Consider the following 17,145-nt stretch of genomic DNA (forward strand, 5'->3'; position numbering starts at 1 on the left):
CTGTGGCCTCCTTTACGCTTTAGCAAGGGAATCGGTTAAAAATTGCTCAATTTCCTCTTTCGTTTTGCGGTCTTTGCTGACGAAGCGGTTCACTTCTTTTCCTTCGTTAAACACCACAAAGCTCGGAATGCCGTAGATTTCCCATTCCGCGCATGTATCAATAAACTGATCGCGGTCTACGTAGTAATAAGTGAATTCAGGATAGTCCGCTTCCAGCTCAGGGAGAAACGGCTCCACAAAGCGGCAGTCCGGGCACCAATCCGCTGAAAACATAAATACCGCCCAATCGTCCTGTACCGCTTTTTGCAATTCTTCCGTGCTTTCAATTTTTTTCATTGTGATTCCTCCATTTGGATTTTGAGTTTTTTGTATGCTGAGTCCAATTGGATCATACCAGACTGCTTACAGCAAGACCAACTATATGCAATATCATTATCATATTTCATTTGCATTATCAAGCAAGTTTCGTTTACCATCTTGTTTATAGCCGTACGAAAATCTGAATATGTACATAAGGAGGAGATAAAAGATGCAGTTTGTCGTGTACTTAGCCGGTGAAATCCACAGCGATTGGCGGGACGAGATCAAGAACAAAGCAAAAGCGCTGCACCTGCCAATTACGTTTGTCGGTCCGATGGAAAACCATGAGCGCTCAGACAATATCGGAGAAGAGATTATGGGCGAGCAGCCTGATTCTGTTTTAAAAGACGCCAGAGCTTCTGATATCAACAATTTCCGTACAGAGGTGCTGATGGAAAAAGCCGATTTTGTGATCGCCCTGTTTGGCGAGAAATATAAACAGTGGAATACCGCGATGGATGCTTCTTATGCCATCGCAAAAGGAAAGCCGCTCATTCTTATCCGCCCGAAAGAGCTGCATCATCCTCTGAAAGAGCTTTCCGGAAAAGCGAATATAACGGTGGAAACCGTAAATCAAGCGATGAAAGCACTCTCTTATTTATTTGAAACAGAATAAGCAGGCCGCCTTTATGAGGGCCTGCTTATTTTTTTACACATTTTCTCTTATCGTTTCGACCGTCTGTTTGTCACTCGCCATGACCAGCTTAATGAGCATTTCTTTCGCCGCGGCATAATCGTCGACATGGATGATGGCGGCATTTGTATGGATATATCTTGAACAAATGCCGATGACGGCAGACGGAACTCCGCTGTTTGAAATGTGGACCCTTCCGGCATCCGTTCCCCCGCCTGAAGCGAAGTATTGATAAGGGATATTATGCGTTTCCGCCATATCAAGGACGAACTCTCTCATCCCGCGGTGCATGACCGTCGTTCTGTCGAGAATGCGGAGCAGCACTCCCTCGCCGAGACGGCCAAACAGCTCCTTATCGCCGCTCATATCATTTGCCGGGCTGGCATCAAGTGCGAAGAAGAGATCAGGCTGAATCATGTTGGCTGCTGTCTGCGCCCCTCTCAAGCCGACTTCCTCCTGAACGGTGGCTCCGGCGTACAGGTTGTTCGGCAGCTCTTTTCCGTGCAGCTCTTTTAATAATTCAATGCTTAATCCGCAGCCGTAGCGGTTATCCCATGCTTTGGACAATATTTTCTTCTCATTGGCCATAGGGGTAAACGGGCATACCGGCACGACCTGCTGACCCGGTCTGATCCCCATTCTGACCGCGTCCTCTCTGTCATCGGCACCGATATCAATCATCATATTTTTGATCTCCATCGGCTTGGCGCGCTGGGCATCCGTTAAAATGTGGGGCGGGATGCTTGAGATGACGCCGATGACAGGTCCGTTATCCGTCTGCACCTCGACGCGCTGGGCAAGAAGCACCTGATTCCACCAGCCGCCGAGCGTCTGAAATCTCAGCATGCCGTTATCCGTAATCTGCGTCACCATAAATCCGACTTCATCCATATGGCCGGCTACCATAACGGTGGGCGCATCTTCAGCGCCGCGCCTTACGCCGAAAACACTTCCGAGTCTGTCCTGCACGATGTCATCCGCATATTTCGCAAGCTCCCGTTTCATAAAGGAGCGGACCTGGTGTTCATTTCCCGGTGCGCCGGGAAGCTGCGTCAGCGTCCGGAAAAGCGTTTTCGTTTCCTCATTCATATTTTCCCCTCATTTCTATGTAGTGCTTTTATTTTATTAGAAAAGCAACCGTTTTCCAAGCTCTCAAATTGAATGGGCTGTAAAACCGCCGCTTTACTTAACACCGTCTGGCATCTTCTGTATAATAAAAACTACGACATAACTGGAGGTGCTTCATATTGAAATTACGTCATTTTCTCTTAGGTGCGGGAGTCGGATTATGCGCTGCCATCGCAGTGAAAAAGTATGCGATGAAACCTTATATCTCTTCAGAAAAAGCGCTGCGCATCGTGAAAGCGGCTTTTAAACAGCGCGGGCCGATAGATGGATCATGGATATACACAGAGCCCGAGCCTTACCAGGTAAACGGAGAAACCATTCAGGTATACAAAACCGGCGTGACACGTTCGGCATTTGGCGAGCTGGAGCAATATGAAGTTATGGTCAATGCAAAAACAGGCCAGATTGTCGATGTCATTGATTCTGTCGCCTCATAATTCGGACAAGCAAAAAATAAAGCCCAAAACCATCAGCGTTTTGGGCTTTATTCGGTTACATCGGCCGAATCCGTTTGTATACAGGGTGCCACATCGCGTCTTGCACCGTTTGGATCAGATCCTCGGGTTCAGTCTCCGCTACACCGTCCTGAATGGCCGCTTTCGCTACAGCTACCGCTACTGTTGCCGATACCGTCCTGAGATCCTCCACTTTCGGGAGCATCGGCGCCCCCGGCTTGCCGACGTCGACCATACCGGCAATGGCATTCGCGCAGGCAACGAACATATTGTCCGTAATCAGCCTTGCTTTCGTCACAATCGTGCCGAGCCCGAGTCCCGGGAATACGAGCGCGTTGTTCGCCTGTCCGATATGATAGGTAACGCCGTTATACGCAACAGGAGGGAACGGACTTCCCGTTGTGACAAGCGCACGGCCTTCCGTCCATTTTATTAAATCTTCTGGTTTTGCTTCAGATAAAGTGGTCGGATTTGACATCGGCAAAATAGCGGGCCGCTTGACATGAGAGGCCATTTCTTTGACGATTTCTTCCGTAAATGCGCCTGATACAGTGGACGTACCGATCAGAATCGTCGGCTTCGCCTGGCGCACCGTCTCCGCCAGATCAATTGATCCGCCTTCACCGCTGCGGCCGTACTCTTTCACTTCATCAGCAGGCCGGGCGTACGGAACCTGAAAATCACGCAAATCCTTCATGTCATCCGTTAACAGTCCGTTTCTGTCGATACACCAAAAATGGCTGTATGATTCTTCTTCGCTTAATCCGTCATGCACCATTGCTTCACGGAGCTGCTCAGCAATTCCGATGCCGGCCGTTCCTGCTCCGAAGACAACGACTTTATGTTCTTTTAAAGGCACTTTTGATGCTTTCGCGCAGGCTAACACTGCTGCAAGCGACACCGCGCCCGTTCCTTGAATGTCATCGTTAAACGTACAGACTTTATCTTTATACCGTTTTAATATGCCGCGGGCGTTAGCCGTACCGAAATCCTCCCAATGAAGCAGCGCATTCGGGAACGTTTCCCGCGCAAGCGAGACATATTCATCAATAAAACGGTCATATTTCTCGCCGCGGACTCTTGAATGCTGGTTTCCGACATACAGCGGGTCATTTAAGAGACTTTCTTGATTTGTCCCTGCGTCTAATACGACCGCAAGCACTCTTGACGGGTCAATCCCCGCCGCTGCCGTATACACAGCGAGTTTTCCGACAGAAATGGCGATGCCGCCGACACCCCAGTCACCGATTCCCAAAATGCCCTCGGCATCCGTCGCAACGATTAAATCAATATTTTCATTTTTTCCGAACTGCTGAAATGCGGTGCGCATTCCCTCAGGATCATCTATTGATAAATACAGACCGCGGGGTTTTCTGTACTCATGGCTGTAACGCTGAATCGCAGTGCCGACAGTCGGCGTATATACAATCGGCAGCATTTCGCCTAAATGATCATTTAAAAGCCTGTAAAATAACGTTTCATTCCGATCATGGAGAGCGGTCAAGTACACATTTTTGCTCAGCTCATCAGGCTGCGAACTGAACTGTTCGTAAGCCCGTCTCGCCTGCTCTTCGATTGTCAATACTTTCGGCGGCAGAAATCCCTCGAGTCCGAGTTCTTTCCTTTCCTCCTGTGTAAAGGCCACCCCTTTATTTAAAAAAGGCGTAGAAAGCAATTCTAATCCGCGCAGGGTCGTTTTGATTTCTCCATCTTTCGTCACTTGAAATTGATTCACCTGTCTCTTCCTTTCAAAGCAATTTGTCTTAGGTTTGCTTGTATTCCCGAAATTCATACAGGTAAATCATTTGGCCGCTTATTTTTTCTCCCGTTTGACAGACGCAGCCACTTCGCCGTCTTCACCCCATTTTACCGCTCTGTAAATCGCGTCGTGATAGAAAATCAGCCAGGCGTCTTTCTCCGCTGCGAACGTCTGCCATTTCTGCTTTTGCGGAATCGAGGTCATCGGATAATCATCATATGCCAGCACCCATAACGGATTTTTATGAGCGTTTGTCGGCATCAGGTCGGCAAAATGCACAGCCGTTTCTCCTCCGTCTTCTAAGACAATTACACTGTGTCCGTCACTGTGGCCGCCGGTGTGGTGCATCGTAATGCCTTCTGTCAGCTGATACCCGTTATCAAAGGTTTCGACCTGATCTTGTACCGCCTCCCAATTTTCTCTCCAATATGTATTTTTCGATCTGATATTAGGATTTCTCATTTCGTGCCACTCTGTCGCAGAAGTGATAATACGGGCATTCGGAAAAACAGAGACAAGCTCATCTCCGCTGTATTCCGTCAGACCGCATGCATGGTCAAAATGAAGATGGGTCATCGCCGCAATATGAATGTCCTCACAGGAAAGCCCCAGCTCACTGAGAGATTTTTTCAGATTGGATTCCTGTGTTACGCCGTAATTCCTTTTCTGCTTATCGGAGAATTTCCCACTGCCGATACCCGCGTCAACCAATATATTCAGGCCGTTTTTTCTGATCAGAATCGGATCTGTTCTTAATTCAATCTGGTTTTTGTCATTTACGGGGTATTTTCTCGACCATAAAGGCTTCGGGACAACGCCGAACATCGCTCCCCCGTCCATATGCGTCACACCGCCGTCCAGCCATGTTAATGAAATATTCCCAATATTCAATGTCTCCATCTTAATCCCTCCTGATGTAATGGTAGCAAATGGCGGCATAAAAAAACAGACTCCCGCATCAGAGTCTGTCTTTTGTTCTCCATTCAACTTCCGCCCGGTAAATCGGCTGGCCGAGCGCGGAGAATTTTTCTTCATATTCTGTCATAATATTGCCCTTCGGATCGCTGTTGTGCAGATCGAGACTGACATCCGTCAAGAGCAGGCCGTATTCAGAAAAGCTTTTCAGGGAGTATTCAAATAAACCGCGGTTATCGGTTTTGAAATGAATCTCACCTGTTTCGCCCATTACTTCTTCGTATTTTTTCAAGAACGTTTTAAACGTTAAACGGCGTTTTTCATGACGGTTTTTCGGCCAAGGGTCAGAAAAGTTTAAATATACGCGTTTGATTTCTCCCCGTTCAAATACGTCATTCAGTGTTTCCGCGTCTATATTTAACAAGCGGACATTGTGAGCTCCGCTGTCCTTTACTTTTTGGACGGCAGTGACGATGACGCTTTTAAACAGTTCGATTCCGATATAGTTGATATCCGGATTCTGCTTGGCCATTCCTGAAATGAACTGCCCTTTTCCCGTACCGACTTCAATATGGATCGGGTTGTCATTGCCAAAGACCGTGTTCCACCGCCCTTTATACTGAGCCGGATCACTGATGGCGATGTCAGCGTTTTCTGCCAGAAAATCATTCGCCCAAGGTTTATGGCGCATTCTCATATGATTGACACCTCTATCTATAATTTCGAGTAACAACATACCATGAAACAAAAAGAGCCGCAAGCGCCTTTTAAAGGCTCCGGCTGCATAAAAAAAGAGGCTCCCCGGTCCGGAACACTCATGTGATGCATAAAACCGCACCGCTTTGCACAATGTATGACACAGAAAGGATGTGTATATGAATCATGGGCTTAACAAGCGAACATCAGGTCCGGTTATTAAAGGACATATTGGCCGACCATCAATTGGATTGCTGCGGGACCGTTGCCGAATATGAACAGCTCGAGCGCGTCATCAAATCACTGATGGCCAACACCGGGCTTGATTCAAATATAAAAAACGTGCTCGAGGATGTATACCGCTACAGCCAGTCCGGCATCACGGCCGATTCCATCGACACGCATATTCAGGAGCACCAAAACCATTTGTCCCAATGGGTGGAACAGATGAATTCGTACTCCTGACTACTTGACAATCCGCTTCATCAGGGCATGAAGCTCTTCCATGGCATCATGATACGCTTTGTCGTTTCCTTTTGATTTGTGCCAGGCAATGAAGGTGAGGGTCTCTGATAACATGTACCACGCCATCCGCAGCCGCAGCCCTTCCGTGAGCTTCATGCCGTACATTCCAAGCCAGCTGTCCCACGCTGGCTCTTCGACGTAATGATACAATAAAGGGCCGAGATCCATGGCCGGATCGGCTATCATGGCGCCGTCCCAATCTATTAAATACAGCTGGTTGTCTTCAGACAGAAGCCAGTTATTATGATTCACATCACAATGGCAGACGACTTTTTCACCGAATTGAACCTGATCCACATGCGCTTCCAAATAAGCAAGGCCTTCCTGGATAAGAGGCGAAAATTGCCGCACGGCAAAGACGGCCTGCTTCAGCTGCGACAAAAGGGCGCCCGGATCGAGCGGTTCTTTTCCCAATCTTTTCAGCATGTCAAGCAAGGCTTTGGATGTGTGGATTTTGCGAAGCAGCTCAGCCACCGGGCGTCCGCTCATATCCTTCGGCTTCAGCTCTCTGCCCGCCATCCAATGCTGAGCCGTAATAACGTCTCCGTTTTCCATCCGTTTCGTCCAAACCAGCTTCGGAACAATGCCTTCGGCGGATAACACGGCTAAAAAGGGTGAGCTATTACGTTTTAAAAAAAGCTGTTGGCCGTTATGTTTCGCATAATATGCATCTCCTGTAGCTCCTCCGGCGGGGAAGATCTCCCAATCGCTACCTAGTAATTGTCCCAACCAGTTCATATCAATGTTCAACCCATCATTTCTTAAAATATTTTAGAATAGGCCTCCAGCCTTTCTCTTTTTGGCGGAGCAGCCTGTCATAAACAATTTCTTGAGAATAAAAAAGACAGCTATTGAGAGTCTCATATGCTAATCAATAGCCGTCTTATAAATTTTAGCGCTACAGCACAAACTTCGTCAAGCAAAACTAGCAAGAACACCTGTGAATTCTGAAGATTTATGTCGCGAACCGCTCTTTGCCGAGATAGATTTGACGGGTTTTATTTGTTTATTATGTTTTTATTTTTAACGGCGCTCCGCCCGGCATAAGCCGAAACGGCGTCGTTCCGACAAGCTCGCCGTCAGCGTGAAACGGAATTTTCCCATCTGTTTCAAAAATGAATTCCTTCCCCTTTAAAATCGTCACTCCGTCCATTTTGGTATGCCGGCCAAAGCTCATCGCCCATAGAAAACGGTACAGCGGAAAAAAGGTCAGGTTTTCTGCAATGACAATATCAAAATGGTTTTCGCGGGGATTTGCAGAAGGCGCCGCTTTCATACCGCCTCCGTAATAAGGATGATTAGCCGCAATGACAAACCAGACATTGCGGAATTCATGCCTTTGGCCGTCTGCGGTGCAAGCAAATCTGAACGGCTGAAACCCCGAGGCCGTACGTATATGCGAAAGCGGGTAAATCACAAAGCCGAGACGCAGAAACCGAAGAACGCGCGAAAACGGAAACTCCGCGGCCGCCTTCAAGACCGAGGCATCGAAGCCGACAGACAGATGGTTAATAAAATAAAGAGATTGTGCTTTGTCATGAAAAAAGTTGATGTTTCCCGCAAAAAATTTCCGTGTGAGCGGGCGGTGCAGACCTTTGATTTCATGGAGAAGCGCCGACTTCTTAATGCCGAGCCCTCTGGAAAAGTCATTGTACGAACCGGCAGGCACAAAGGTCAGCTCAATCTGATCCATTCCTTTCAGCCCGTTAATGACTTCATGCATCGTGCCGTCCCCGCCGATAACAAACAGCCGCTTAAGCTTATGATCCTGCATCGTTGAAATCTGTCTCGCCAGCACCTCCGCATGTCCGGGATGCCCGGTCAAAAAGGAGCGGTGGCTGACCCCGCGCCTGGTCAGCTCTTTTTGAACCGATTTCCAGACACGCTGGCCCCGCCCGCCTCCTGAGACCGGATTAATTATAAAAAACCATTGACTCATCGTTTGTTTTCACCTGCTTCATAGATGAAGAGACAGCCGGCAAACGTCCGTTTTAATCAAGCCATTCCTGTCTTCTGCTTGATTGACTCAAGCCGTAAGACAAAAGAGCCTTCGCCGCCCTCAGCTGGTGGTGCTTGATCGGCGCCGTATTTTTCTGCTGCTTTTCCAGCCACTCTGCGGCAGTCCGTTTATCAGCTATATCCAGCCCGTACGGCGGCTCCGGATAATCAATATAAGACGTTCTGCTGAACAAAAGCTTCCTGACGGGAATGTCGGCCTGCTTTTCTTTCATGATTTGCGAAACGACTGAACCCGTCCGATTCAGGCTGAGAGACGGATTTAATACTTGGCGGGTGCTGCCGGAACCCCTTTCTTCCCAGAAACGATGTTTTGATCCGATATATACGCTGTCTTCTTCAGCTTCCATAAAAGCAGCGCAGAAAATCTCCAGCGGGGAGATGATGACGATGCTCAATTCGACGGACGCCTGCTGAATTTGAAGAACCGGATGATACATCACAAAATAGGAATCGGGCAGCTTTTGAGCCAGCATTCTTAACATCCCGTCCCGCTTGACTTCCTGCGAAAGCTCAGACTTTTGAGAAAGCGTGGAGCTCGCCCATTTTAATTGAAAGTCATACAGCTGGGCTTTGAAAAAAGATGCGAGCTCAGACTTTTGAGACGGAAGATTCCCGAACAGCGCCTCATCTTCCTCCGGCTCATCAAACCATTGGTGCCTCTTTTCATTTATATCGGCCGGATTTTCTTCTTTTCTCTTTTTTAAGAAAAATTTTTTTCGGGCCGGCGCTTGATCGGTTTCACCGCCGGCAGCCGTTTCTGTTGTTTTTTCTTCTTTTTTCCGGTCAAACTCTTCAAGAAGGGTCTCCCAGCGTTCCTTCTTCAGCCGGATAAACTGGTTCATATAGTGATATGGATCAAGCTCATATCTTGATATGCAGTCATGAATTTTGATGATTTGTGCCATGTGATTTCCCCACTCCGAATATTTGTTTATGTCAATTGAAACTGTGCGATTTCTTCGTATTTAGGCGACCTGTCAAGGTGGGTCTGAAACAAGGAAAACCGGCTGACGGCACTTTGCACCCTGCCGCTTTCAAACGGCACATCTTCCGGAAACGGCCGGTCTCCCGCCCACTTCCTCGCCATCGTCATGTGAGGATGATACGGCCGTTTTTCCACTTGAAAACCGGCTTTCAAAGCAGCCTGTTTTGTTTTTTCCCGCAAATCAAAGAGCAGTTGATTGCGTTCTGGTTCAAGGTGAAGCACTCTTGGCTGTCTGCGGTCGCCGAAAACGTCCAGATGCTGAAACTGTACGGTAAACGGCTGTGCTGCCGACGCAGCATCTGCGAGCAGAGCCGATAGTTTCGCAAGCCGGTCTTCATCCGCGGCTCCGAGAAAAATGAGTGTAATATGATAATCATGCGGATGCACCCATTTTTTGAATGTTAACGCCGGCTCCTTTCTGGCTGCTTCCCAAATCGGTTCAGCAATGTCAGCCGGAATCGGAATGCCGATAAAATAATGCGGCAATGAAACTTTCATGCGAGGATCTCCCATCTTTGGTTATGGTGTTATTATAAAACGGATAAGCGGAGAGGAGAACCCTGTCCGCTTATTATGATAGGATATTATGTACTGAAAGTTTTATACAGAAAGGATGAGCCGGCCTTGAAAATAGTAAACAGCACGGCGGAACTGATCGGCAGCACACCGATCGTAAAGCTCAATCGCCTTCAGCCGGAAAATGCAGCACAGGTCTATTTAAAATTAGAATCTTTTAACCCGAGCGGCAGTGTTAAAGACAGAGCGGCTTACAATATGATCATTGAAGCGGAAAAAAGCGGACATCTAAAACCCGGCTCTGTCATCATTGAACCGACAAGCGGCAATACAGGCATCGGTCTGGCGATGAACGCGGCGGCGCGCGGCTACAGGGCAATCCTCGTCATGCCTGACACGATGACGAAAGAACGCATCAACCTGCTGAAAGCGTACGGCGCGGAGGTTGTGTTAACACCGGGGGCGGAAAGAATGCCCGGCAGCATTAAAAAAGCGAAAGAACTTGCCGAACAGATCCCCGGAAGTTTTATCCCGATGCAATTCGATAACAGCGCAAACCCCGATGCCCATCGGAAAACGACCGCCATTGAAATCTATCAGGCCGTTTTGCAGCTCAACAAACCGCTCGGTGCTTTTGTGGCAACGGCGGGGACGGGCGGAACCATTACCGGAACCGGAGAAACACTGAAAGAGCTTTTCCCGGATTTGACCGTCCATGTCGCCGAGCCGGCGGGTTCCCCCGTATTATCAGGCGGAAAACCCGGCGCCCATAAGCTTGTCGGGACAAGCCCCGGGTTTATTCCAGACATATTAAATCAGGACGTTTACGATGAAATCATGAAAATTTCTGATGAAGATGCGTATATGACAACCCGGCGTCTGGCCCGAGAAGAAGGAATACTCGTCGGACCGTCTTCAGGCGCCGCCTGCTTCGCCGCCATTGAAACCGCAAAACGCCTCCCTTCCGAGCAGATCGTCATCTGTATGACGGCCGATACGGGAGAACGTTATTTATCAACGGATTTATGGTCATTTGAATGATAAAAAGGGATGCCGCTTTCGGCGTCCCTTTTGTTATCACTTGGCAAGCTCATAAATGGCTTGAGCGTATAAGGCGGTTGACCGGAGAAGGTCATCAATCTCAAAGTACTCATCCTTTTGATGCGCGCTGTCAGGCCTGCCGGGAAACAGCGGCCCGAATGCGACGCCAGCCGAAAGGGATCTCGCGTACGTTCCTCCGCCGATTGAAATCAGATCCGCTTTCTTTCCCGTCTGCCCTTCGTATACGTTCTGAAGCGTCTTTACGAGCGGATGATCGGCAGATACGTGGTGCGGTTTGCTGTCTTTAAATTCTTCAAGCCGGAATTCTTCAGCAGACATAAAGGCATCACGGATGACTTTGCTGTCTGAAGTGACAGGGTAACGAATGTTGATGCCGAGTTCCCCTTCCTCACCCTTATTGTATGTAAAGGTGCCGACATTCAATGTAAGCTCTCCGCTGATGTCATCCCTGCAATCAATTTTCAGCTTTTTGCCTCGTGTATCATTAGAAAAATAGTCACTGACAGTTTTGACAAATTGCTTTCCGGCTTCATCCAGTTCCGCTCCGACAAGGCATTCAGCAAGCTTTAAGCCGGCATTTACGCCATTATCCGGTTCCATTGCGTGGCATGATTTCCCGTACACCCGAAGCGTCAGTTTTCCGTTTTCTGAAACCGCTTTACCTTGTGTTTTGGTCTCTTCCAGCCAGTTGCTGAAATACGTGTGAACGGCATCAAGGCCGGTCCCTTCAATGACCGCTTCAGCCGCATCAGGCACCATGTTCAAGCGCAGTCCTGAACGGAATGACAGAAGCCCGTTTGTTGCATCTTTGTCAGAAGCGCTTTTTGCAATGCGCAGTGATGCGTCTATAATTCCTTTTTCTGCGTTAATGATCGGAAAATCTGCGTCAGGGGCAAATCCGACATCAGGCATTTTTTCATGTTTGAAGTAGTGGTCCACACATCTCCAATCACTCTCTTCATCCGTTCCGATGATGATTCTCACGCGTTTGGATAAAGGCAGCTGCATGTCTTTGACGATTTTCAGCGCGTAAAACGCCGCCATTGTCGGCCCTTTATCATCAATGGCGCCTCTGGCATATATCCGGCCATCCCTGATGTCGGCTGAAAACGGATCGCTCGTCCAGCCGTCTCCGGGAGGAACGACGTCGACGTGGCACAAAACACCGACGATTTCGTCCCCCGTCCCCCACTCAATATGGCCCGCATAGCCGTCAAGATTTTTTACGGTGAAGCCTTCTTTTTCACCAAATTCCAACAGTGAATTCAGGCAGTCATTTACGCCTTCCCCAAACGGCCGGCCGGGACCGGCTGTTGATTCGTCCATTACGCTGTTGATTTGCAGAAACTTCTGCGTGTCACGAATCAGATCTTCTTTGTTTCTGATCACTTCCACTTCCCAGTTCATCACAAATCCCCTTTCTTGATAAAGACTTGCAAAATGTTGATAGAACGAATAATATAGATGATGTTTTGAAAAAATGTTCGTCATTGGAGGTACTTATGTTTCATCTCGACAAGCATCAAACGACAATAAAAAGAGAAATTACCGCGGGATTGACCACTTTCTTTACAATGGTGTATATCATTGTCGTCAATCCGGTGATCCTTTCAAATGCGGGGATTCCGTTTGACCAGGTGTTCACCGCGACGATTATCGCTTCCATTGTCGGAACTTTATGGATGGCTCTCGCTGCGAATTTTCCGATCGCCATTGCCCCGGGCATGGGCTTAAACGCGTATCTCGCCTTTCATGTCGTCGGCGCAGGCAGCGGAATTACGTATCAGACAGCTTTCAGCGCCGTATTTATCGCGGGAGTCATCTTTATTATTTTATCGTTAACGCCTTTAAGAAAACAACTAATAGAAGCAATTCCGGGCAATTTAAAATACGGAATTACGACCGGCATCGGCTTATTTATCGCTTTTATCGGCTTACGCCAATCCGGAATTATCACAGCTGACAAATCTAATTTAGTCGCACTCGGCGATCTTCATTCGCCCGCCGTCATTTTAACGCTTATCGGGCTTATCATCAGTATTGTACTGATGGTGCTGAATGTAAACGGCGCTCTGTTCATCGGCATGGCGCTGACTGCCGTCATTGCCTTCTTGACCGGCCAGATCCATTTTACAAAAGGCTTCCTTTCATTCCCGCACCTGCCGGAGGGGCTGTTGATAACTAATCCGTTCGGAGCCCTCGGGGATGTCGTACATCACGGTCTGTATGCCGTTGTGTTTTCTTTTCTTCTCGTTACGATTTTTGACACGACCGGCACTATGATCGGTGTCGCCGAACAAGCGGGATTGATCAAAAACAATCAGCTTCCGAATGCCAGAAGAGCGCTTTTGGCTGATTCGACCGCTACGACAGTCGGAAGCATCTTCGGCACCAGCCCGACAACCGCGTTCGTTGAATCTTCAGCAGGGGTGGCCGCCGGCGGAAGAACGGGTCTGACGGCGCTGACGATTGCCGTTATGTTTGCTGTTTCCATGTTTTTCAGCCCGCTTGTCAGCGTCTTATCGGAAGTGTCCGCGATTACGTCACCGGCTCTGATTATTGTCGGCAGCCTGATGATGGGGGCGGTGTCGAATATCCGCTGGAATGAACTTGATGAAGCGTTCCCGGCATTTCTCGTCATTTTGGCGATGCCTTTAACGTCCAGTATTTCAACCGGAATCGCACTCGGGTTCATTTCATACCCGCTTGTGAAGCTCGCTAAGAAAAAATGGCGCGAAATTCATCCTTTAGTCATCATCTTTGCCGTGCTGTTTTTTATTCAGCTTTTTATTTTAAACGGGCATTAAGAAAAATCCCTTTCCTTTTTCGGAGAGGGATTTTTCACTTATAAAGGGCGGAAAGAATCGCGGCAATGAGGCACCAGGCGGAACAGATAACTTGAATGAGAGTTATTGCGCTGTTTCTCGCCCGAAAATAGTCATCACTCTCTCTCTTAATTCCGCTTAAAACCGGTTTGTCCGTAATCCTGTCAAATAAAAGCGAAGCGGCGTACCGGCTGACTAGCATAAATAAAATGAGGGCGGCCGGCTTCAGCAAAAGCGGAAGAACGAGAATAAGAGCCGTAAAAGCTGCGGTTAAAAGGTAAAGCTGCCGGAGATACCCGCCATTACGGATCAGCACTTTAAAAAACAATTCTTTCCACGCCGTATACGCCGACCGTTTTGAAAAGATATGCTTTGAGCCGGGATAAAAAAACGGCTTGCTCCGCCCTTTATTTTTCACATTCGGCAGCTGCACATCATGGCTGAGCATCAAAACAGAGGCCGCAAATGAAAGCTTGCGCTTATTCTCCTCAAGCACTTCTTCCTCAAAAGCTGATAAAGAATCCGCCTCTTTCCAAGTAAAAAAAACAGAGCAGATGAACAATATACAGCCTGCCGGCCAAAGCCAGTACCACTCGGCGGCAAAACGGATCATAAAAAACGCGACCGCCATCAGAACAATCACTTTCAGCCAGCCTGACGTCTGATTCCCGAATGTCTGCCTGCTGTTTTTTCTTTGCCGGTGCACCGCTAATATCGCGGTATGGAACCCGAACAGACAGCAAAACATACCTGAATATGCCGAAAAAGTACAGTCACCGTACTGGCGCCATAAGGGAAATAACAGCACCGCAAGCACTCCCCATTTGATGAAAGATAAGAACATCGAATACAAGAGCGCGTACCGTTTCAGCTTTTGCATCAAATGTTTTGCATGCACCAAAAACACGTGATCCGCTTCCAGCAAAAAGGTATGAATAAACCCCGTGCACAATAGCAGGACACTGAATACATACAGCCAGTCCCAGCCCAATACGCCGGCCGCCCCATCAAGGAGCCCCCTCCCGTTCAGCCATTCTGCGTACTGGTAAACGACGAATGCGGCAGCCGGAAGAACGATATAGAGCGCGACCGTCCAATCAATGACCGTCCGGAACACCTTCCATTGATACCGCCAATAATGAAACATCCTTTGAAAAAACAAAGCCCGCCCGGTCATCGCTGACTGCCCCGAACCGCTGAATAAAAGCAATCCAACAATGAACGGCCCCCTGTTCTTTCCTGAAGCTCTTCTAACGCGCCTTGAAGCAGCAGAGCGCCTTGATCCAGCAAATAAAACCGGTCGCAGATTTTTTCGGCTGTATCCAGAACATGGGTGCACATCAAAATACCCGCGCCCCGTTCTTTCTCAGCAATCAGCATGTCGGTAAACAGCTTCGTTGAGATCGGGTCAAGTCCGATAAACGGTTCATCAATGATATAAATATCCGGTTTCGCCAAAAACGCCTGTATGAGCATCAGCTTTTGCTGCATCCCTTTTGAAAAACCGGAAGGCAATTCATGTTTTACCGCCGTCAATGAAAATTCATCAAGCAGCCGCTCGGCCCGCTCACGCCATGCTCCGCTTTCTATGCCCCGTAATGACCCAGTCAGCTCGAGATGCTCCCAGAGCGTCAGTTCATCATAAAAACTCGGCCGCTCCGGTATGTAAGCATAAGATGAATCATTCCACTCAATACACCCTTCCATATCCCGGGACAGCCCGAGAATCGCCTTTATCACTGTACTTTTTCCCGCGCCGTTCGCCCCGATTAACCCGGCAATTTCTCCCGTGCCGACTGACAAAGATACATTTGAAATCACCTTCGGCCTGTCGGCATAACCGGCAAAGACGATATTTGCATTCAATAAGTCTCCCAAGCTTCTCACTCCCCCATTTTCATACGGACATGTATAAAAAAAGTTTCAGTTTCCATAATAATAAAAGCGGGCCAGGCATAGTAATGCACCAAGGCGGCACCCAATTGGAAAAAATTATCTGCGCTTATTCCTAGATTCGTGTCCTCCATATCGTGTATAATGGAGGCAGTTAAAAGAGAAAAAACAGAATGTCTGCCTTTGTTGCTTATTCGTACGAAGTTTTAGAGTCGTGAGTTGTGGTATATCAAGTCCATCCGATCTTATGATAGGGAGTGGTTTTTTGAAACCTTCAACAAATCGTATGCTGACTCGGATTAAATCAGTTTACATGTTCATCCAAGAGAAAGGCCTTGTGACAACACAGGAACTGGTTGATGAATTCGGCATTACACCTAGAACCATTCAGCGAGACTTAAATGTGTTAGCATACAATGATCTTGTTCATAGTCCTAGCCGAGGCAAGTGGGAGACAACACGAAAAAAAGTGAAAATTACATCTTAAGCGAACAATTACATAGGGCCCTTTTCGGCCTGACATGCTGCAAGGCAAAGGCAGCGTCTTTGCCTTGCTTTTTGTTCCTCTATATAAAAAACCCAAAACAAATCTGTTTTGGGTTTTTCTGATTTCGATTACACTTCAGCGTCTTTCAGCGCTGCGAGCTCTTCTTCAGTCAGCTCGCGAAATTCTCCCGGCTTAAGCTCCGGGTCAAGAGAAACAGCTCCCATCGAAAGCCGCTTTAAATAAGCCACTTCATTTCCGACGGCCTTTGCCATCAGCTTCACCTGATGATACTTGCCTTCTGTAATGGTCAAATGAATGACCGTTTCATCCGGACCTTCGGTAATGGTTTTAACAGCTGCCGGCTTCGTCTTATAGCCTCCTTCAATCACAACGCCTCTTTCCAGATCGATGATGTCTTCCGGAGACAGAGGTGATGTTAACCGAACCTCGTATGTTTTGGGTACATGCTTTTTCGGCGAAAGCAGGCGATGAGCGAGCTGCCCGTCGTTAGTCAAAAGCAAAAAGCCTTCCGTATCCTTATCAAGACGTCCCGCCGGAAACGGTTCGAACCGCTGTTCTTCAGGCGTCAGCAGATCAACCACCGTTTGCTGGCGGCTGTCTTCTGTAGCGGACAGCACTCCTTGCGGCTTATTCATCATGACATAAATAAATTCGCGGTAGTCTGCCGGCTCTCCGTATACCGTTATGTCCTGTTTATCGGGATCGACATGGGTTTTCACATCTTTCGCCGGCTCTCCGTCAATCATGACAGCCCCTGCCTTGACGATTTTTTTCACATCTTTTCTTGAGCCGAATCCGCTGTTGGCAAGCAGCTTATCAAGTCTCATCATGATCCTCTCCTTTAAAAAGAAAAGCCCGCGATAAG

General features: G+C 48.1%; 19 protein-coding genes. 6 read left to right on the plus strand and 13 right to left on the minus strand.

The window, feature by feature from the left end; translation table 11 throughout:
- Nucleotides 1-12 precede the first annotated feature (12 nt).
- Entirely contained in the window at nt 13-336 is a 324-nt protein-coding gene (locus QRX25_RS13935; RefSeq protein WP_065982096.1) for a thioredoxin family protein, read from the minus strand.
- Between the two features lie 193 nt (nt 337-529).
- Here QRX25_RS13935 and QRX25_RS13940 point away from each other — a divergent pair, with 193 nt between their 5' ends.
- A complete protein-coding gene (locus tag QRX25_RS13940; RefSeq protein ID WP_065982097.1) occupies nt 530-976 on the plus strand; it encodes a YtoQ family protein in 447 nt (148 codons plus the stop codon).
- 33 nt (nt 977-1,009) lie between these two features.
- Here the strand turns inward: QRX25_RS13940 and QRX25_RS13945 are convergent, their stop codons facing one another.
- Nucleotides 1,010-2,083 carry a M42 family metallopeptidase gene (locus tag QRX25_RS13945; RefSeq protein WP_212098739.1) on the minus strand — a complete coding sequence of 358 codons (1,074 nt, stop codon included), beginning with the start codon at nt 2,081-2,083 and terminating at the stop codon, nt 1,010-1,012.
- A gap of 158 nt (nt 2,084-2,241) precedes the next feature.
- Here QRX25_RS13945 and QRX25_RS13950 point away from each other — a divergent pair, with 158 nt between their 5' ends.
- Nucleotides 2,242-2,559 carry a PepSY domain-containing protein gene (locus tag QRX25_RS13950; protein WP_003152366.1) on the plus strand — a complete coding sequence of 106 codons (318 nt, stop codon included), beginning with the start codon at nt 2,242-2,244 and terminating at the stop codon, nt 2,557-2,559.
- 55 nt (nt 2,560-2,614) lie between these two features.
- Here QRX25_RS13950 and QRX25_RS13955 read toward each other — a convergent pair whose 3' ends face one another.
- The 3 genes from QRX25_RS13955 to trmB form a co-directional block, all read right to left on the minus strand.
- Nucleotides 2,615-4,312: an NAD-dependent malic enzyme gene (locus tag QRX25_RS13955; RefSeq protein ID WP_065982099.1), complete on the minus strand. Its 1,698-nt coding sequence runs from the start codon at nt 4,310-4,312 to the stop codon at nt 2,615-2,617.
- Between the two features lie 78 nt (nt 4,313-4,390).
- On the minus strand, nt 4,391-5,236 hold the full coding sequence (locus QRX25_RS13960; protein WP_065522545.1) for a YtnP family quorum-quenching lactonase: 846 nt from the start codon (nt 5,234-5,236) through the stop codon (nt 4,391-4,393).
- A 58-nt stretch (nt 5,237-5,294) separates the two neighbouring features.
- Entirely contained in the window at nt 5,295-5,948 is a 654-nt protein-coding gene (trmB, locus tag QRX25_RS13965) for a tRNA (guanosine(46)-N7)-methyltransferase TrmB (RefSeq protein WP_065982101.1), read from the minus strand.
- 185 nt (nt 5,949-6,133) lie between these two features.
- Between trmB and QRX25_RS13970 the strand changes: the two genes are divergently transcribed.
- On the plus strand, nt 6,134-6,412 hold the full coding sequence (locus tag QRX25_RS13970) for a YtzH-like family protein (protein WP_013353224.1): 279 nt from the start codon (nt 6,134-6,136) through the stop codon (nt 6,410-6,412).
- Here the strand turns inward: QRX25_RS13970 and QRX25_RS13975 are convergent, their stop codons facing one another.
- The 4 genes from QRX25_RS13975 to thpR form a co-directional block, all read right to left on the minus strand.
- Nucleotides 6,413-7,210, minus strand: coding sequence for a phosphotransferase family protein (locus tag QRX25_RS13975; RefSeq protein WP_013353225.1), 798 nt, complete (start codon nt 7,208-7,210; stop codon nt 6,413-6,415).
- A 271-nt stretch (nt 7,211-7,481) separates the two neighbouring features.
- Nucleotides 7,482-8,411, minus strand: coding sequence for a YegS/Rv2252/BmrU family lipid kinase (locus QRX25_RS13980; RefSeq protein ID WP_212098742.1), 930 nt, complete (start codon nt 8,409-8,411; stop codon nt 7,482-7,484).
- 52 nt (nt 8,412-8,463) lie between these two features.
- Entirely contained in the window at nt 8,464-9,396 is a 933-nt protein-coding gene (locus tag QRX25_RS13985) for a hypothetical protein (protein WP_212098745.1), read from the minus strand.
- Between the two features lie 26 nt (nt 9,397-9,422).
- Nucleotides 9,423-9,974 carry an RNA 2',3'-cyclic phosphodiesterase gene (gene thpR / locus QRX25_RS13990; protein WP_115997768.1) on the minus strand — a complete coding sequence of 184 codons (552 nt, stop codon included), beginning with the start codon at nt 9,972-9,974 and terminating at the stop codon, nt 9,423-9,425.
- 75 nt (nt 9,975-10,049) lie between these two features.
- Between thpR and cysK the strand changes: the two genes are divergently transcribed.
- A complete protein-coding gene (gene cysK / locus QRX25_RS13995) occupies nt 10,050-11,033 on the plus strand; it encodes a cysteine synthase A (protein ID WP_115997769.1) in 984 nt (327 codons plus the stop codon).
- 36 nt (nt 11,034-11,069) lie between these two features.
- On the opposite strand, the gene pepV is transcribed toward cysK, so the two are convergent.
- On the minus strand, nt 11,070-12,461 hold the full coding sequence (pepV, locus tag QRX25_RS14000; protein ID WP_212098747.1) for a dipeptidase PepV: 1,392 nt from the start codon (nt 12,459-12,461) through the stop codon (nt 11,070-11,072).
- Between the two features lie 95 nt (nt 12,462-12,556).
- On the opposite strand from pepV, the gene QRX25_RS14005 reads away from it, so the two are divergent.
- On the plus strand, nt 12,557-13,861 hold the full coding sequence (locus QRX25_RS14005) for an NCS2 family permease (RefSeq protein ID WP_013353231.1): 1,305 nt from the start codon (nt 12,557-12,559) through the stop codon (nt 13,859-13,861).
- Between the two features lie 34 nt (nt 13,862-13,895).
- Here the strand turns inward: QRX25_RS14005 and QRX25_RS14010 are convergent, their stop codons facing one another.
- Both QRX25_RS14010 and QRX25_RS14015 read right to left on the minus strand, forming a co-directional pair.
- Complete coding sequence (locus QRX25_RS14010; protein WP_065982107.1) at nt 13,896-15,056, minus strand: ABC transporter permease; 1,161 nt, start codon at nt 15,054-15,056, stop codon at nt 13,896-13,898.
- Nucleotides 15,053-15,757, minus strand: a complete 705-nt coding sequence (locus QRX25_RS14015) for an ABC transporter ATP-binding protein (protein ID WP_212098750.1) — start codon at nt 15,755-15,757, stop codon at nt 15,053-15,055. Before QRX25_RS14015 ends, QRX25_RS14010 begins: the two co-directional genes overlap by 4 nt.
- Nucleotides 15,758-16,037: 280 nt before the next feature.
- Between QRX25_RS14015 and QRX25_RS14020 the strand changes: the two genes are divergently transcribed.
- Nucleotides 16,038-16,259, plus strand: a complete 222-nt coding sequence (locus QRX25_RS14020; protein ID WP_003152337.1) for a DeoR family transcriptional regulator — start codon at nt 16,038-16,040, stop codon at nt 16,257-16,259.
- A 128-nt stretch (nt 16,260-16,387) separates the two neighbouring features.
- On the opposite strand, the gene QRX25_RS14025 is transcribed toward QRX25_RS14020, so the two are convergent.
- Nucleotides 16,388-17,107: a pseudouridine synthase gene (locus QRX25_RS14025; RefSeq protein WP_115997773.1), complete on the minus strand. Its 720-nt coding sequence runs from the start codon at nt 17,105-17,107 to the stop codon at nt 16,388-16,390.
- Between the last annotated feature and the right edge of the window lie 38 nt (nt 17,108-17,145).

The organism is Bacillus sp. L381, assembly GCF_030284525.1.
Lineage (GTDB): Bacteria > Bacillota > Bacilli > Bacillales > Bacillaceae > Bacillus > Bacillus amyloliquefaciens.

What these genes read in the sequence shown, in the direction of transcription:
- QRX25_RS13975 (WP_013353225.1), bottom strand. Translation starts at nt 7,210, where the DNA reads ATGAACTGGTTGGGACAATTACTAGGTAGCGATTGGGAGATCTTCCCC.
- QRX25_RS14005 (WP_013353231.1), top strand. Translation starts at nt 12,557, where the DNA reads ATGTTTCATCTCGACAAGCATCAAACGACAATAAAAAGAGAAATTACC.
- QRX25_RS13940 (WP_065982097.1), top strand. Translation starts at nt 530, where the DNA reads ATGCAGTTTGTCGTGTACTTAGCCGGTGAAATCCACAGCGATTGGCGG.
- QRX25_RS14010 (WP_065982107.1), bottom strand. Translation starts at nt 15,056, where the DNA reads ATGACCGGGCGGGCTTTGTTTTTTCAAAGGATGTTTCATTATTGGCGG.
- QRX25_RS14025 (WP_115997773.1), bottom strand. Translation starts at nt 17,107, where the DNA reads ATGAGACTTGATAAGCTGCTTGCCAACAGCGGATTCGGCTCAAGAAAA.
- trmB (WP_065982101.1), bottom strand. Translation starts at nt 5,948, where the DNA reads ATGAGAATGCGCCATAAACCTTGGGCGAATGATTTTCTGGCAGAAAAC.
- QRX25_RS13970 (WP_013353224.1), top strand. Translation starts at nt 6,134, where the DNA reads ATGGGCTTAACAAGCGAACATCAGGTCCGGTTATTAAAGGACATATTG.
- QRX25_RS13935 (WP_065982096.1), bottom strand. Translation starts at nt 336, where the DNA reads ATGAAAAAAATTGAAAGCACGGAAGAATTGCAAAAAGCGGTACAGGAC.
- QRX25_RS13985 (WP_212098745.1), bottom strand. Translation starts at nt 9,396, where the DNA reads ATGGCACAAATCATCAAAATTCATGACTGCATATCAAGATATGAGCTT.
- QRX25_RS13960 (WP_065522545.1), bottom strand. Translation starts at nt 5,236, where the DNA reads ATGGAGACATTGAATATTGGGAATATTTCATTAACATGGCTGGACGGC.
- QRX25_RS13945 (WP_212098739.1), bottom strand. Translation starts at nt 2,083, where the DNA reads ATGAATGAGGAAACGAAAACGCTTTTCCGGACGCTGACGCAGCTTCCC.
- thpR (WP_115997768.1), bottom strand. Translation starts at nt 9,974, where the DNA reads ATGAAAGTTTCATTGCCGCATTATTTTATCGGCATTCCGATTCCGGCT.
- cysK (WP_115997769.1), top strand. Translation starts at nt 10,050, where the DNA reads ATGATAGGATATTATGTACTGAAAGTTTTATACAGAAAGGATGAGCCG.
- QRX25_RS13980 (WP_212098742.1), bottom strand. Translation starts at nt 8,411, where the DNA reads ATGAGTCAATGGTTTTTTATAATTAATCCGGTCTCAGGAGGCGGGCGG.
- pepV (WP_212098747.1), bottom strand. Translation starts at nt 12,461, where the DNA reads ATGAACTGGGAAGTGGAAGTGATCAGAAACAAAGAAGATCTGATTCGT.